At 71.1% G+C, this 15,721-nt stretch carries 17 protein-coding genes; 16 read left to right on the forward strand and 1 reads right to left on the reverse strand.

The window, feature by feature from the left end; translation table 11 throughout:
- Nucleotide 1 precedes the first annotated feature (1 nt).
- The 12 genes from ACIA77_RS22190 to ACIA77_RS22245 all read left to right on the forward strand — a co-directional run bounded on the left by ACIA77_RS22190 (nucleotide 2) and on the right by ACIA77_RS22245 (nucleotide 11,804).
- Nucleotides 2-862, forward strand: coding sequence for an MlaE family ABC transporter permease (locus ACIA77_RS22190; RefSeq protein ID WP_395887811.1), 861 nt, complete (start codon nucleotides 2-4; stop codon nucleotides 860-862).
- A complete protein-coding gene (locus tag ACIA77_RS22195; RefSeq protein ID WP_395887812.1) occupies nucleotides 859-2,235 on the forward strand; it encodes an MCE family protein in 1,377 nt (458 codons plus the stop codon). Before ACIA77_RS22190 ends, ACIA77_RS22195 begins: the two co-directional genes overlap by 4 nt.
- Entirely contained in the window at nucleotides 2,232-3,269 is a 1,038-nt protein-coding gene (locus ACIA77_RS22200) for an MCE family protein (RefSeq protein WP_395887813.1), read from the forward strand. Before ACIA77_RS22195 ends, ACIA77_RS22200 begins: the two co-directional genes overlap by 4 nt.
- The gene (locus ACIA77_RS22205) at nucleotides 3,266-4,297 is read left to right on the forward strand and encodes an MlaD family protein (protein ID WP_395887814.1); all 1,032 of its coding nucleotides are present in this window, start codon (nucleotides 3,266-3,268) and stop codon (nucleotides 4,295-4,297) included. Before ACIA77_RS22200 ends, ACIA77_RS22205 begins: the two co-directional genes overlap by 4 nt.
- 34 nt (nucleotides 4,298-4,331) lie before the next feature.
- Complete coding sequence (locus tag ACIA77_RS22210; protein ID WP_395887815.1) at nucleotides 4,332-5,522, forward strand: MCE family protein; 1,191 nt, start codon at nucleotides 4,332-4,334, stop codon at nucleotides 5,520-5,522.
- Nucleotides 5,519-6,703, forward strand: coding sequence for an MCE family protein (locus ACIA77_RS22215; protein ID WP_395887816.1), 1,185 nt, complete (start codon nucleotides 5,519-5,521; stop codon nucleotides 6,701-6,703). Before ACIA77_RS22210 ends, ACIA77_RS22215 begins: the two co-directional genes overlap by 4 nt.
- Nucleotides 6,700-7,941 carry an MCE family protein gene (locus ACIA77_RS22220; RefSeq protein ID WP_395887817.1) on the forward strand — a complete coding sequence of 414 codons (1,242 nt, stop codon included), beginning with the start codon at nucleotides 6,700-6,702 and terminating at the stop codon, nucleotides 7,939-7,941. Before ACIA77_RS22215 ends, ACIA77_RS22220 begins: the two co-directional genes overlap by 4 nt.
- On the forward strand, nucleotides 7,941-8,429 hold the full coding sequence (locus tag ACIA77_RS22225; protein WP_395887818.1) for a hypothetical protein: 489 nt from the start codon (nucleotides 7,941-7,943) through the stop codon (nucleotides 8,427-8,429). Before ACIA77_RS22220 ends, ACIA77_RS22225 begins: the two co-directional genes overlap by 1 nt.
- Nucleotides 8,426-8,917: a hypothetical protein gene (locus ACIA77_RS22230; RefSeq protein WP_395887819.1), complete on the forward strand. Its 492-nt coding sequence runs from the start codon at nucleotides 8,426-8,428 to the stop codon at nucleotides 8,915-8,917. The genes ACIA77_RS22225 and ACIA77_RS22230 overlap by 4 nt, the downstream gene beginning before the upstream one ends.
- A gap of 55 nt (nucleotides 8,918-8,972) precedes the next feature.
- Complete coding sequence (locus tag ACIA77_RS22235; protein WP_395887820.1) at nucleotides 8,973-9,224, forward strand: hypothetical protein; 252 nt, start codon at nucleotides 8,973-8,975, stop codon at nucleotides 9,222-9,224.
- A 218-nt stretch (nucleotides 9,225-9,442) separates the two neighbouring features.
- Nucleotides 9,443-10,954 carry an AAA family ATPase gene (locus ACIA77_RS22240; protein ID WP_395887821.1) on the forward strand — a complete coding sequence of 504 codons (1,512 nt, stop codon included), beginning with the start codon at nucleotides 9,443-9,445 and terminating at the stop codon, nucleotides 10,952-10,954.
- A 4-nt stretch (nucleotides 10,955-10,958) separates the two neighbouring features.
- Complete coding sequence (locus tag ACIA77_RS22245) at nucleotides 10,959-11,804, forward strand: hypothetical protein (RefSeq protein WP_395887822.1); 846 nt, start codon at nucleotides 10,959-10,961, stop codon at nucleotides 11,802-11,804.
- Nucleotides 11,805-11,813: 9 nt separating this feature from the next.
- On the opposite strand, the gene ACIA77_RS22250 is transcribed toward ACIA77_RS22245, so the two are convergent.
- Nucleotides 11,814-12,296: a hypothetical protein gene (locus tag ACIA77_RS22250; RefSeq protein WP_395887823.1), complete on the reverse strand. Its 483-nt coding sequence runs from the start codon at nucleotides 12,294-12,296 to the stop codon at nucleotides 11,814-11,816.
- 71 nt (nucleotides 12,297-12,367) lie between these two features.
- On the opposite strand from ACIA77_RS22250, the gene ACIA77_RS22255 reads away from it, so the two are divergent.
- The 4 genes from ACIA77_RS22255 to ACIA77_RS22270 form a co-directional block, all read left to right on the forward strand.
- On the forward strand, nucleotides 12,368-13,612 hold the full coding sequence (locus tag ACIA77_RS22255; protein ID WP_395887824.1) for an aminotransferase class I/II-fold pyridoxal phosphate-dependent enzyme: 1,245 nt from the start codon (nucleotides 12,368-12,370) through the stop codon (nucleotides 13,610-13,612).
- 78 nt (nucleotides 13,613-13,690) lie between these two features.
- Nucleotides 13,691-14,797, forward strand: a complete 1,107-nt coding sequence (locus ACIA77_RS22260; protein WP_395887825.1) for an FAD-dependent oxidoreductase — start codon at nucleotides 13,691-13,693, stop codon at nucleotides 14,795-14,797.
- A 41-nt stretch (nucleotides 14,798-14,838) separates the two neighbouring features.
- Nucleotides 14,839-15,309, forward strand: a complete 471-nt coding sequence (locus ACIA77_RS22265; protein ID WP_395887826.1) for a YbjQ family protein — start codon at nucleotides 14,839-14,841, stop codon at nucleotides 15,307-15,309.
- A 172-nt stretch (nucleotides 15,310-15,481) separates the two neighbouring features.
- Nucleotides 15,482-15,721 (forward strand): hypothetical protein (locus ACIA77_RS22270; RefSeq protein ID WP_395887827.1); only part of this gene is annotated, 240 nt, incomplete at its 3' end.

Below are 15,721 nucleotides of genomic sequence, written 5' to 3' on the forward strand. Positions count from 1 at the left end.
CGTGACGGCCGAACCGATCGACGCCCCGCCGCTGTCCGACCGGACGCTCGAGATCATCGCCCGCCCCGGCGCCAGCCTGGAGGGCCTCGGGCGCCAGCTGTCGTTCTACGGCCGCGCGCTCGCGTGGTCGCCGCGCACGGTGCGCCGCTACGGCCGCGAGACCACGCGCCTGCTGACCGAGGTCTGCTTCGGCACGGGCGGGCTCGCGGTGATCGGCGGGACGCTGGGCGTGATGATCGGGATGACGCTGTTCACCGGGCTCATCGTCGGCCTGCAGGGTTACTCGGCGCTCAACCAGCTCGGCACCGCCGCGCTCACCGGCTTCATCTCCGCCTACTTCAACACGCGGGAGGTCGCGCCGCTTTCGGCCGGGCTCGCGCTCTCGGCGACGGTCGGCTGCGGCTTCACCGCGCAACTCGGCGCGATGCGGATCTCCGAGGAGATCGACGCGCTCGAGGTGATGGCCGTGCCGAGCATGCCCTACCTCGTGACCACCCGCGTGCTCGCGGGCGTCACCGCGGTGATCCCGCTGTACGCGATCGGCCTGCTCTCGTCCTACCTCGCGTCGCGGCAGATCACGATCTGGCTCTACGGCCAGTCGGCCGGCACCTACGACCACTACTTCACGCTGTTCCTCCCGCCCGAGGACGTGCTGTGGTCGTTCGCCAAGGTGATCGTGTTCAGCGTGCTGGTGATCCTGTCCCACTGCTACTACGGCTACACGGCCGACGGCGGGCCGGCCGGCGTCGGCGTCGCGGTGGGGCGTGCGGTGCGCACGTCGATCGTGCTGATCTCGGTGCTCGACTTCTTCCTCAGCCTCGCGATCTGGGGTGCCAACACGACGGTGCGGATCTCGGGATGAGCACGCGGCGCGAACTGCTGAAGCGGCTCCGGTACCAGGTGCTGGGGCTGATCTTCCTCGTCGTCGCGGCCCTGTTCTTCACGACCACGATCGCGATCTACAAGAAGGTGTTCACGCCCGTCACGCTCGTGAAGCTCGAAACCGACCACGTCGGCAGCCAGCTGCGCACGGGCGGCGACGTGAAGGTGCGCGGCCTGCTCGTGGGCGAGATCCGCTCGGTCACCGCGAAGGGCGACCACGCGGAGCTCGAACTCGCGCTGCAGCCGGACAAGATCGGCGAGATCCCCAGCAACGTTTCGGCCCGGCTGCTGCCCAAGACGCTCTTCGGCGAGCGGTACGTCGCGCTGCAGCTGCCGCCGAACCCCGCGCGGCACATCGAAGCCGGCGACGTGATCCCGCAGGATCGCAGCAGCACGGCGATCGAGCTGGAGCAGGTGCTCGACGACGTGCTGCCGCTGCTGCAGGCCGTGCAGCCGGAAAAGCTGTCGAGCACGCTGAGCGCCGTGTCGACCGCGCTCGACGGGCGCGGCAAGCAGCTCGGCCAGACGCTCGCGCAGCTGTCGGACTACCTCGGCGAGCTGAACCCGTCGCTGCCGGACCTCAAGGCCGACATCACCGGACTGGCCGACGTTTCCGCCACGTACGACAAGGCGGCGCCGGACCTGCTCGACGCCCTCGCGGACCTGACCACCACGAGCCAGACCATCGTCGCGAAGCGCCAGGGACTGTCCGATGTGTACGCGTCGGTTTCCGCCGCGTCGGCTGACCTCACGAGTTTCCTGGACGTGAACAAGGACAACCTGATCCGCCTCACCACGGCCGTGCAGCCGACGCTCGACGTGCTCGCGAAGTACGCGCCCGAGTACCCGTGCCTGCTCAAGCAGCTCGCGGGTTCGGTGCCCGAAGCGGAGCTCGCGTTCGGCAAGGGCACCGCGCACCCCGAGGTGAGCCGCGTGACGATCGAGTTCACCGCCAGCCGCGGCAAGTACCTGCCCGGCGTCGACGAACCGAAGTACGACGACAAGCGCGGCCCGCGCTGCTACCCGCAGGTGCCCAAACCCGGGTACTGGCCGCAGTACCCGCCCGACGGCGCGGTGAAGGACGGCTCGACGAAACCCGTGCCGCCGCACAACCCGCCCGAATCGCTGCCGGGTGAGATCACGTCCGGGGCGATCACGTCGGACACCATCGCGAAGAACGGTGGTGGCGGCGAATCCGGTGGCGCGCCGTCGATGATCGGGTCGACGGACGAGCAGCAGCTCATCGACCTGCTCGTCTCGCCCGCGCTCGGCACCACTCCGGACCAGGTGCCGGACTGGGCGAGCCTGCTCGTCGGGCCGCTCTACCGCGGGACGGAGGTGGAGCTCAAGTGAGGTCGTTCGTCCCCGCGCTGGTGAAGATCCTCGTGTTCGCCGCGGTCACGGTGCTGCTCACGGGCATCCTCGCCGCCACGATCGCGAACACGAACTTCGGCACCACGGCGGGGTTCGCGGCGAAGTTCACCGACGCGTCGGGCCTGCAGGCGGGTGACGACGTGCGCATCTCGGGCGTGAAGGTCGGGCAGGTCGACTCGATCACGGTCGAGCAGGGCGACCAGAACGTTGCCGAGGTGCGGTTCGCCGTCGACGCGCAGTACCAGCTGCCCGCCCTGACCACCGCGACGATCAAGTACCGCAACCTCGTCGGCCAGCGCTACCTCGCGCTCGGCACCGACGTGACCGGCGGCGGCACGCTCCCGGACGGCGCGACGATCCCGCCCGAGCGGACGAAACCCGCGCTGAACCTCACCGTGCTGTTCAACGGGTTCAAACCACTGTTCCAGGCGCTGGACCCGAAGGAGGTCAACCAGCTCTCGGCCGAGATCATCCAGGTCTTCCAGGGCGAGGGCGGCACGATCACGAGCCTGCTCGCGCACACGGCGTCGATCACCACCTCCATCGCCGGCAAGGACCAGGTGATCGGGCAGGTCATCGACAACCTCAACCAGGTCCTGACCACCGTCAACGCGCGCGGCCCGCAGCTGGGTGACCTGATCGACCAGACGCAGCGGCTCGTGAGCGGGCTCGCCGAGCAGCGCAAGCCGATCGGCGACGCGGTGGGCGCGCTGGGCGAGCTGACCGACGCGACGTCCGGCCTGCTGGCCGACGCCCGGCCCGCGGTGCGCGACGACGTGAAGCAGCTCGGCACGCTGTCGAACAACCTCGCGGATTCCGACCAGCTGCTCGACCACCTGCTGCAGGTGCTGCCGGGCAACCTGGAGAAGTTCACGCGGACCCTGAGCTACGGCAGCTGGTTCAACTACTACCTGTGCGGGATCGAAGGCACGGTCGGGATTTCGTCGCTGGACGTGACGCTGCCGATCGTGCCGTTGCCCGCCACGCAGCGCGCGGCGAGGTGCGGCCCGTGAAATCCCTCAAGGAACGCAACCAGGCGTCGGTCGGCGCGGTGACCCTCGTGCTGATCCTGCTCGTGACCGCCGTCGCCTACTTCTCCGATGACATCCCGATGTTCGGCAACGGCACCACCTATTCCGCGTACTTCGGCGAAGCCGCCGGGCTCGCGCCGGACAACGAGGTGGAGGTCGCCGGCGTGAAGGTGGGCCAGGTGACGTCGGTGGAGCTGGCGCACAAGCAGGTGCTGGTGAAGTTCCGCGTGAAGGGTGTGCGCGTCGGTGACGCGTCGACCGCGTCGATCGAGATCAAGACGCTGCTGGGGGAGAAGTACCTCGCGCTCGACCCGAAGGGCACCGGCACGCAGAGCCCCGGCGACACCATCCCGCTGAAGCGCACGCGCACGCCGTTCCAGCTGCAGGACGCGTTCGACCAGCTGTCCACGACCGTCGGCGACATCGACACGAAGCAGCTCGCGGACAGCTTCACCGCGTTGTCCGATTCGCTCAAGGACAGCCCGCAGTACCTCAAGGACACGCTCTCGGGTCTGTCCGCGCTGTCGAAAACCGTGTCCTCGCGCGACGCCGACCTGCACACGTTGCTGGCCGGCACGAGCGCGATCTCGAAGACGCTGTCCGACCGCAACACCCAGCTGCAGCAGGTGATCAGCGACGGCAACCTGCTGCTGACCGAACTGCAGAACCGCCGGGAGCAGATCGCCACGCTGCTCAAGGGCACGCAGCAGATCTCGCAGCAGCTCTCGGGCCTCGTCGCCGACAACCGCACGCAGCTGAAGCCGACGCTCGACGCGCTGGGGAAGGTGACCGACGTGCTGCAGCGCAACCAGAGCAACCTCGACCGCGGCCTCGCGCTCATGGCGCCGTTCGCGCGTGTGGGCGCCAACGCGACGGGCAACGGCCGCTGGTTCGAGGGTTACCTGTGCGGCCTGCTGCCGCCGACGATCACCGCGGGCGGGTTGTCGATCAACCCGGAGGGCTGCACGCCACCGATCGCGGCGCCGAACCAGGGGGTGGGTGGCCGGTGACGCCCCACGACGTACTTCCTCCCGCGGAGGCGGCATGACCATCGAGACGAAGATGCAGCGGAACCTCGTGTCGTGGCTGGGTTTCGCGTGTGTGCTGGCGTTGCTGCTCACCGCCGGGGTGTGGCTGGTGGTCCGCGGCGGCAGCGGGACGACGTTGTCGGCGTACTTCGGGAAGACGGTCGGGCTGTACGCGGGTTCTTCGGTCCGCGTGCTGGGCGTGCCCGTCGGTGAGGTCACGGCCGTGACGCCCGACGGGCAGGCCGTGCGCGTGGACATGCGCGTGAACGACGACGTGCCGATCCCGGCGAACGTCGGCGCGGTCGTGGTCGCGCCGAGCCTCGTCAGCGACCGGTACGTCCAGCTGACGCCGGCGTACGACAGCGGGCCGACGCTCGCGAGCGGCACCGTGCTGGCGCGGGACAAGACGGCCACGCCGGTCGAGCTCGACGACCTGTACGCGAGCCTCGACAAGCTCTCCACCGCGCTGGGACCCAACGGGGCCAACAAGAACGGCGCCCTGTCCGACGTCCTCGACACGGCGGCGCAGAACCTCAAGGGCAACGGCGCGGACCTCAACTCGACCGTCGGGCGGCTCGCGGACCTCGCGGGCACCCTGGACGATTCGAAGGACGACCTGTTCTCGACGGTCCAGAACCTCAACTCGTTCACCGGCGCGCTCGCCCAGAGCGACAGCCAGCTCGACGAGTTCTACGAACGCGTGGCCGACGTGAGCGGCTTCCTCGCCGACGATTCGGCCGACGTCGGGGCCGCGCTCGACTCGCTCGCCTCGTCGCTGGGCGACGTGAAGCAGTTCGTGGCGGACAACAAGGCCGGGCTCGAATCCAATGTGGACAAGCTGGCGTCGCTCACGAAGGTGCTCGTGGACCAGCGCGCCGCGCTCGCCGAGGTGCTCGACGTCGCCCCCACCGGCGCCACGAACTTCATCAACTCCTACGACGCGGCGTCGGGCACCATCGCCGTGCGCGACAACCTCAACGAGATCACGAACCCGCCGATCCTCACCGTCTGCCGGTTGCTGGCCGCGGGCACCCCGAAGAACGTGCCGGCCACGCTCACGGACATCTGCAAGCAGCTCGCGCCGGTGCTCGACGGCACGCTGAAGCTGCCGACCGTGCCGCAGGCGCTGAACTCCCTGCAGAACGGCCGGCTGCCGCCGCTGCCGCTGCCGCTCGTGGACGTGCTGACGCAGGGCGGTGCCGGGTGAAGCGCGTGCGCCGGCGGCTGGCCGGCGTGCTCGCCGGGGTGCTCGTGCTCGCCGGCTGCAGCGACGGCGGGTTCAACGGCCTGTACTCCACCCCGCTGCCGGGCGGCCCGGACCTCGGCGACCACCCGTACCACGTGACGGCGCTGTTCACCGACGTGCTCGACCTCGTGCCGCAGGCGAGCGTGAAGGTGAACGACGTCGCCGTCGGGCGGGTCGACCGGATCACGCTCACGCCCGACACCCGCTCCGCGCTCGTCGCGATGACCGTGAACGGCGACGTGCGGCTGCCCGCCAACGCGCACGCCGAGCTGCGCCAGTCGAGCCTGCTGGGTGAGAAGTTCGTGGAGCTGAGCACCCCGTCCGCGGAACAACCCGAAGGCCGGCTGGCCGACGGCGCGCAGATCCCGTTGGGCCGCACCAACCGCAACCCCGAGGTCGAGGAAGTGCTCGGCGCGCTTTCCCTGCTGCTCAACGGCGGCGGCCTCGGCCAGCTGCAGGACATCAGCCACGAGCTCAACGACGCGTTGTCGGGCAACGAACCCGAGATGCGCGCGCTACTGTCTCGAGTGGACGATCTCGCGACCCAGCTCGACGGGCACAAGGGCGAGATCCTGCGCGCCATCGACGGGCTCGACCAGCTCTCGCACACGCTGGCGGGGCAGCAGCAGAACATCAAGACGGCGCTGGACAACCTGGCGCCGGGGCTGAAGATCGTCGCGGACCAGCGCGACCAGCTCGTGGGGATGCTGAACGCGCTCAACAAGCTTTCCGGCGTCGCGGTGGACACGGTGAACCGCAGCCGGGACCAGCTCGTCGCAAACCTCCAGGCGCTGAAGCCGACGCTGCAGAAGCTCGGCGAGGCCGGCCAGGACCTGCCCAACGCGTTGCAGATCCTGCTCACCTACCCGTTCCCGGACTACGCGGGCAACACCATCAAGGGCGACTACGCCAACGTCGACGCGACCGTGAACCTGGATCTGGACAAGCTCGTGCAGAACTTCACGAGCTCCTCGCAGCCGCCGGTCCAGATCCCAGGGCTCACCAGCGCGCAGCCGGGGGCCGGCACCCCGGCGTTGCCGCTGCCGCTGCCGACCACCGCGCCGCCGGCGAAGAACCAGCCCGGTCCGGGCGGGCTGCTGGGCGGCTTGCTCGGCCCGGTGCTCGGCGGAGGTGCCGGATGACCACCCGCAAAACGCGCATCCAGCTCATCGCCTTCGTCGTGATCGCCGTGGTGTCGGTGGTCTACGCCGGCGGCAAGTACGCGGGGCTGGACCGGCTGTTCGGCTCGCGTGGCTACTCGGTGACGCTGCAGCTCGCCGACTCCGGCGGGATCTTCGTCAACTCCGAGGTCGCCTACCGCGGCGTGACGGTCGGGCGCGTCACGAACCTGACGCTCACCGGCCACGGCCTCGACGTGCACCTCGACCTCGACTCCGGCGGCCCCGACATCCCCGACGACCTGCAGGCGCAGGTGGCCAACCGCTCGGCGGTGGGGGAGCAGTTCGTGGACCTGCTGCCGAACCGCGAAACGGGCCCGTACCTGCACGACGGTTCGGTGATCACGCAGAACCGCACCACGTTGCCCGCGTCGCCCGACTCCGTGCTGGCGCACCTCGACGACCTGGTGGCGAGCGTGCACCCGGAGTCGCTGAAGACCGTGGTGGACGAGACCTACGACGCGTTCGCCGGCTCGGGGCCGCAGCTGCAGAAGCTGCTCGACAGCACGAGTTCCCTCACCGCCAAGGCCGCGCAGTACATCCCGGACACCCGCGGGCTGCTCGCCAACTCGCGCACGGTGTTCGCCACGCAGGAGCGGCAGGCGCAGAACATCACCGACTTCGCGGGCGGGCTGAAGACCATCGCGGCGCAGCTCAAATCGTCGGATCCGGACCTGCGGACGGTGATCGACCAGGCGCCGCAGCTGAGCCGCCAGATCAGCGACGTGCTCGCCACCTCGGGCACCGACCTCGGGGTGATCTTCGCGAATTCCCTGACCACGGCCCAGATCACGTCGGCGCGCACGGACGCGCTCGAGGAGCTGCTCGTGGCGTACCCGGTGATCTCCGCGTTCTCGCCGTCGACGTCGCCGGACGGCACCGGCCACCTCGGCGTGGTGTTCAACTTCTTCGACCCGGCGTCGTGCACCAAGGGCTACGAGGGCACGAAGGAACGTCCGGCCAACGACACCACCGAGGCGCCGGTGAACATGAACGCCTACTGCGCCGAACCGCCCGGCAGCCCCATCGGGGTGCGCGGTTCGCAGAACGCGCCGTACGCGGGCAAACCGCCGGCGGTGCCGGCCGCGCCGAAGGAACCGGCGTCGTCGGCGACGCCGGACGCGAACCAGCTGCCGGGCCTGCTCGACCTGCTCACGCCGCCGCCCGCCGGCGGGCTCGGGGCGCTGCTGGGCGGCTCGTGATGAGAACGCGGCTGCTCGTCGTGGTGCCGGTGCTGGCCGTGCTGGCCGCCGCGTGGTTCGGCTGGTCCTGGTGGCGCGCGGCGCACGACGACTCCCTGACGCGCGGGCGCGACCGCGACGCCGTGCTGGCCGCGGCGACGACGGAACTGGTCGCCCTCAACACGATCGACTACCGCACCGCCGGCGCCGACGTCGACCGCTGGCTCGGCGCCACCACGGGCCAGTACGGCAAGGACCTCGCCGACGATCGGCAGCTGCAGGTCGACCGCGCGACGAGCACCAAGACCGTGTCCACGGCCTCGCTGCGGCAGGCGGCCGTCACGGACCTCGACCCGGCCGCGGGCTCCGCGCGGGTCATCGCGGTGCTCGACGTGCGCGTGAGCACCGGCGGCGGTGCGGCCGTGCCGAAGCAGGCGCGCCTGACGGTGGACTTCACCCGCGACGGCAGCGCGTGGAAGGTCGGCGGCGTGCAGGCGGTGGGCTCGTGAACCGCGCGGCGCGGGCCGCCGTGGCGGTCACCGTCGTCGCGCTCGCGTGCGCCGTCTGGTTCGCCGTGCAGGCCTCGGCCCTGCGGCCCCGCGACGACGACGCCCTCGTCGACCAGGCCACCACCGACCAGGTGCGCGACCAGGTGAGCTCGGCCGTGAAAGCCCTGTTCTCCTACGACTACGGCAACCTCGACCGCACCTCGCGCGCCGCCGCCGACTTCCTCAGCGGCCCGGCCGTCGGCCAGTACCGCGCCCAGTTCGCCGCCGCGGGCAAGCGCGCCACCGACGGCAAGCTCATCCGCACCACCACCGTCCGCGCCGCCGGCGTCCGCACCCTCCACGGCGACGACGCCACCCTGCTGCTCTTCCTCGACCAGCAGACCATCCTGCCGGGCGGCGGCGCACCGCGGACGTCCGTCGCGCAGCTGGCCGTCACCGCGCACCGCGCCGACGGCCAGTGGAAGATCACCGGTCTCGATCCGCTCTGACCGGCTCATCGCTGCCGGTTGGCAGCACCGCCGGTGAAGTCGGACGCGGTCTGGCATGACACCGACGAAAACGCGCGGTTGGAGGCGCGAGCGCACCGTCTGGGCGATCGACACGGTGGGGACGCGAATCGAGGTCACAACCGGTCTCACGACGGACGCCAATGACAACACAGTGGTCGCGCTGGCCATCGGTGATGGGCCCTCGGCCGTGCTGGACATCGGCGCGCGGGACAACACCGGCGGGCATCTGATCGCAAACCTGCGGGCGTCGCTCGCTGACCTCGTCAAGAGACAGCACGACGCGTGATCTCCGCCGTGAACGGCGACTGATCAGACCATCCTGCCGGGCGGCGGCGCACCGCGGACGTCCGTCGCGCAGCTGGCCGTCACCGCGCACCGCGCCGACGGCCAGTGGAAGATCACGGGCCTCGATCCGCTCTGACCGGTGGCTCGGCGCCGGCCGGGACCCCTCCCGCCGCGTTCGCCCTACGGTTCGCCGCAGTGACGGAACAACGTGGAGGGCCGGTGCGGGACAGCCAGAAAGCCGAGATCGCCAGGATTTCCGAGTCGGTGGCGCGCTCGATGTTCACCCAGGCGGCGCTGTACTGGGGCGTCGACCGCGAGGTCCACGCCCGGCTGCCCGAGATGATCCGCCGGCACGCCGACGGCCTCCTGCCGCAGCTGGCCAAGGCGGCGGTGGCGGACGCGACGCCGGACCTGGGCGAGGCGCAGGTGTCCGTCGAGCGGGCGCTGCGCGAAACGCTGCGGGCCGAGGCAGCCGAGGCGGTGACGAGCTCGTCGGCGCGGGTGCTGCCCGAGCTGGCCGAGCGGGCGGTGCGCGCCGCGGCGCCCGATCCCGAGGCCACGCGGGCGGAGCTGGTCGCGAAGGCCGCCCCGGAGGTGAGCGGGCTCGTGCGCGAGCAGGCCACGAAGGCGGTCGCCGAACTGATGGACAAGGCCGGCGACGGCGTGCGCTCGACCGTGGCCGAGGTGCTGGAGCGCGAGTCGGCGAAGGTGCTGCCCGGGCTCGCGCGCGCGGCCGTCGCGCAGGCCACGCCCGACCCCGCCCAGCTGCGGGAGCACCTGCTGCACGAGGCGACCGCCGAGCTGTCGGGAACGGTGCACAAGGCCGTGACCGAGGTGGCCCGGCAGGCGCAGGGTGACCTGGTCGAGCGGGTCACGGCCGTCGCGCTGGCCCGCGTGCGCAAGACGGCGCACGTCGAGGTCGAGAAGCTGCTCGCGAAGTTCTCGCCGACCGTCGTCTCGGTCGTGCTGCCCGAGGGCAAGAAGGTGGAGCTGGCCGAGGACACCCACGCGGTGCTGCCGGAGCTGCTGCTGGCGCTGCACGCACGCTGCCACGTGCTGCTCGTCGGACCCGCCGGCACGGGCAAGTCCATGCTCGCGCGCCACGCTGCCTCCGCGCTCGGGCTGGAGTTCCAGGCCCTGTCGCTGGGCCCGACCACCCCCATGAGCAAGGTGTTCGGCTACTACGACGCCAACGGCCAGTACCACGACACCCCGTTCCGCCGCGCGTTCCAACACGGCGGCGTCATGCTGCTGGACGAGCTCGACAACGGCCACCCCGGCCTGCTGGCCGAGCTCAACCAGGCCCTCGCGCTCGGCGTGTGCGCCTTCGCCGACGGCATGGTCACCGCGCACCCCGACTTCCGGATGGTGGCCACCGGCAACACCTACGGAACGGGTGGCGACCGCCAGTACGTCGGCCGCCAGACGCTCGACTCGGCGACGCTGGACCGGTTCGTGGTCATCGACGTGCCCATCGACGAGGGCCTCGAGGAGCGGATCGCGCGGCGGCACGCGCCGTCGCACCCGGACGCGGTCGACGAGCTGATCGAGGAGATCCGCGACCTGCGCGAGACCGCGCTGGAGAAGAAGCTCCCGGTGATCATCTCGCCGCGGGCCAGCATCGACGGCGCCAAGCTGCTGGAGGCCGGCGCCACCGTCGAGCAGGTCATGCAGTGGCGCGTGATCCGCGGGCTGTCGGAGGCGCACCGCGCCGCGCTCGGGCTGGACTGACGCCGTGCTGCCCGTGCACCTGGAACCGATGCTCTCGTGGCACGAGTTCATCGAAACGGCCGTCGCGCCGCCGTCGATCAAGCACGCGTCCAGCAGGCGGCCCGAATCCCACTGGAACGGCGCCACGTGGGAGGAAGCGCTGCAGCTGGCCGTCGACGGGTGGCCGATCGCCCTCGAGGAAGCCGACGTGACCGTCGAGGAGCTGCGTGCCGGCGCCGGTCTCGGCCACGTCGTCACGGAGCTGGAACCGGCGTGGGACGTGACCGGCAGCGAGGTCGACATCGCCGCGTACCTGTCCGGCGTGCCGGAGTGCATGGTGGACGCGGTGCCCCGCCAGGTCTCCCGGCGCGGCAAGGTCGTCACGTTCCTCATCCCGGCCGCCTACTCGCACGTGATCGACCACGACGTGATCATCAACCGCGGCCTGGCGCTGGCGACCCTGTGCACCGCGATCATCGACGCGGGCCACAGCGTGGAGATCTGGTCGGGCTGGGCCACGACGCTGCCGACGTCCGGCGCGCTGCTGCGGACGCGCGCCGTGGCCCGGGTGATCGCCGCGGGCGAGCCGTTCGACGTCGGCCGGCTGATCTTCGCCGTGGCCCACCCGGCGATGCTGCGCCGGCTCTGGTTCGGCGTCTGGGACCGCCAGCCGCAGAAGGTCGCGGCGGCCATGGACGCCGAGAACTACGGCCAGGTCGGTGAATGCCACGCCGGTGACCTGCCGCCGGACATCACCGAGCCGTACGTCTTCCCGTACCTGACGCACGAAGACCGGCAGTGGGACGACCTGGACAGCGCGCTGACGTGGAGCAGGCGGATGTTCGGCGAACTCGGCCTGATCCAGCACTGAGCCGGCGCGTCAGCCGTCCCACACGGCGGCGCCCTGGCGCACTACCGTCACCGGCCGCGGCTCGGCCGAGGGCCAGAGGTCCACGACGTAGCGGTAGTGCTCGCCGTACTCGTGCTCGTTCCACGTCGTGGCGGGCGGCTCACTCTCCACATAGGACACACGGACGCGGTAGCGGCCCGGGGCGAGGCCGAGCACGTGCTCCTGGCCCGGGTAGTCGGCGGGGCCCGCGACCGTCAGCCGACCGCTCGGCACGGTGAGATCGGCCTCGACGACGTGCTCGGCGTCGGCCAGGACCGGGGGCCCGGCCGCGTGGAGGGTGAGGTCGGTCTCGACGAAGTCGGACCGCGCGGTGGCGACGGCGAGCGACGACGGCTCCACCGCGACGCGGTGCGAGGTCACCGCTTCGTCGGACCACCCGCCGTCGCCGGGGAGCCAGGCGGTCTTGTCCCGCAAGGAGAACTGCCGCTGGTCGGCGTGGATCACGAGACGCACGAGACCCCACCGTAGACCCTGGACAGGGGGTCACCCGAAATGGTATCGACGCGCGGTTTAGCGTTGGAGCCATGACCACTGCTCCCGTCGACGTCGACACCGCCCGCCGCGCCTACGCGGCGCTCGTCGAGCGCGGCCTCTCCCTGGACATCACCCGCGGCAAGCCGTCCCCCCGGCAGCTCGACCTCTCCGCGGACCTGCTCACCCTGCCCGACGGCGAGTACAAGGCCGAGGACGGCACGGACACGCGCAACTACGGCGGCCTCAAGGGCCTGCCCGAACTGCGCCGCATCTTCGCCGGTGCGCTGCAGGTGCCGGTCGAGCAGCTGCTGGCCGCCGGCAACTCGAGCCTCGAGCTGATGCACGACGCCGTGGTGCAGGCGCTGCTCAGCACGCTGCCGGGTGGCGAGCGCCGCTGGGCCGACGAGCCGCGCATCGCGATGCTGTGCCCGGTGCCGGGTTACGACCGCCACTTCGCGCTGGCCGAGCGCTTCGGCATCGAGCTGGTCCAGGTCCCGATGACCGCCGAGGGCCCGGACATGGACGTGGTCGAGCGCCTCGCGGCCGAGGACGCGGGCATCAAGGGGATCTGGTGCGTGCCGACGTACTCGAACCCGACGGGCGTCACCTTCTCCGACGAGGTCGCCCGCCGCCTCGCCGCGATGACCACGGCCGCCCCGGACTTCCGCATCTTCTGGGACAACGCGTACGCCGTGCACCACCTCACCGACACCGAGGACGTCGTCGCCGACATCCTCGCGCTGTGCGCCGAAGCCGGGAACCCCGACCGCGCGTTCGTGTTCGGCTCGACCTCGAAGATCACGCTCGCCGGGTCCGGTGTCGGCTTCTTCGGTTCGTCCGAGGCCAACATCGCGTGGTGGAGCGGCCTGCTCGCCAAGCGCACCATCGGCCCGGACAAGGTCAACCAGCTGCGGCACGCGATGTTCCTCGAGGACGCCGACGGCGTGCGCGCCCACATGCGCAAGCACGCGGAGATCATCGCGCCGAAGTTCGCGGCGGTCGACCGCATCCTCACCGAGGAGCTGGGCGACTCGGGGCTCGCCTCCTGGACGAAGCCGACGGGCGGCTACTTCGTTTCGCTGACCGTGCCCGAGGGCACCGCGAAGGAGGTCGTGCGCCTGGCCAAGGAGGCCGGCGTCGCGCTGACCCCCGCCGGCGCCACGCACCCGCACGGCGACGACCCGAAGGACGAGACGATCCGCATCGCCCCGACCTTCCCCGAGCTCGCCGAGGTCGAGGAGGCCGTGCGCGCGCTCACCGTGTGCGTGCGCCTCGCCGTCGCCGAGCGCGCCTGAGCCCTCCGTGCCACCGCCGCCCGGTACGGTCGGCGGTGGCACGGACTTGGGGCAGTTCTACTGGGGTGGGGGATTTCGATGCGCGTTCTCGTCGCCGGCGGTGGGGTCGCGGGCACGGTCACGGCGATGGCGCTGCAGCGCGCCGGGCACGAACCGGTGGTGTTCGAGGCGCACCCCTCGGGTGGGGCGGACGCGGGCGCGTTCCTCACCGTCATGCACAACGGCATGGACGCGCTGAAGGCGATCGACGCCGACGGCCCCGTGGTCGACGCGTCGTTCGCCGCGCTGGGAGTGGAGCTGGTCGGCCCGGACGGCGCGACCGTCGGGACCACCGAGTTCGACACCGGTGAGCTCGCCGGGCCGCGCACGCTCACGCGCGCCGCGTTCTACCGCGTGCTGCAGGAGGAAGCCGGCCGGCGGGGGATCACCGTGGCGCACGGCCGAAGGCTCGTGTCGGCTGAACCCGGGGAGTCCGGCGTCGTCGCCACCTTCGCCGACGGCTCCACCGAGACCGGCGACGTGCTCGTCGGCGCCGACGGCCTGCGGTCGGTGGTCCGCACCCTCATCGACCCGGCCGCCGCGCAGCCGCATTTCACCGGTCTGACCGTCGTGTACGGCTACACCCGCGCCGAAGGTCTGCCCGCCGCGCCCGGGATCTACCGCATGATCCGCGGCAGCCGCGCGGCGTTCGGCTTCACCACCGCGCCCGACGGCGCCACGTTCTGGTTCGCCCGCATCCCCGACGCCGAACGGTCACGCGACGAGATCGCCGCCGTGACCCCCGCCGGCTGGCGCGACTTCGCGTTCGCCGCGTTCGACGGCGACCCGCTGCCGTGCGCCGAGATCGTCGCCGCGACGGGCGACGACCTGTTCGGCGGCCACTCCTACGACGTGCCCACCACCCGCGTCTGGTCCACACCGCGCCTGGTCCTGGTCGGCGACGCGGCCCACGCGGCCTCCCCGGCGGCGGGGCAGGGCGCGTCGATGGCGCTGGAGGACAGCGTGGTGCTCGCGTTGTGCCTGCGCGACCTGCCGGACGCGCCCGCCGCGTTCGCCGCCTACGAGAAGCTGCGCCGCGCCCGCGTCGAGAAGCTCGTGGCCGCCAGCGCGGGCCGGGACGCCGGCGAGGAGCGCGGCTGGCTGTACCACCACCACATCGACTGGAACGAGCGAATCACAACCTGAATCGCCGGTGCGCGCCGCCCGGGGTGGCTACGATCCGGCGCATGACTCAAGCCGCACCCCCGCAGCAGTTCCCGATCCTGCTGTCCACTATGAACGATCTGCCCGGCTACCGCGTGGTCCGAGTGTTCGGCGAGGTCTTCGGCCTGACTGTCCGCAGCCGCAACATGTTCTCCAACCTCGGAGCGGGCTTCAAGGCGATGGCTGGCGGCGAGCTGAAGGGCCTGTCGAAGCTGCTGTCGGACTCCCGGTACGAGGCGCTCAACCGGCTCTCCCAGGAAGCGATGCAGCACGGGGCCAACGCCGTGCTCGCCCTGCGCTTCGACTGCAACGAAATCGCCCAGACGGCCAGCGAAATCGCCGCGTACGGCACCGCCGTCTACGTGGTGCCCGAGGGTGCGCCGCAGCAGCACCAGCAGCAGGCCCAGCACCAGCAGCACCAGCAGCAGCAACAACAGCAGCAGGCTCAGCAGCAGCCCCAGTACCAGCAGCCGCAGAACTTCCAGCAGGGCTGACCCGATTCCCGCGCCGGAACGCCCGGTGGTCTTCCGGACGTTCCGGCCGAAGGGGATCTTCGCGCACGATCGAGTGGACGAAAGGTCCGCAGCCCGGACCCCGGGATCGACGGCCGGTTCTTGTTGCTAGTTTCGGCTGTTGTCGCACGATGGGTTACTGGGAGGGCCGCGCGTGAGCAATCCGTTGATCGCCCCGACGGAAGATTCGACCAAGGCGTATTCCGGCATTTCCTTGCTGGAAACCGCGAACGATCTGTCGACGGCGATCGAGTCCGGTGACTGGGCGTCGGTGGCGATGGGCGCGGTGGGTACCGCGTTGGACGCGTTGTCGATGGCGATGGACCCGTTCGGCGCGATCTTGGCGGCCGGGGTCAGCTGGCTGATGGAGCACGTCGGGCCGCTCAAGGACGCG

The organism is Amycolatopsis sp. NPDC051903, from assembly GCF_044452505.1.
In the GTDB taxonomy this organism is placed as follows: domain Bacteria; phylum Actinomycetota; class Actinomycetes; order Mycobacteriales; family Pseudonocardiaceae; genus Amycolatopsis.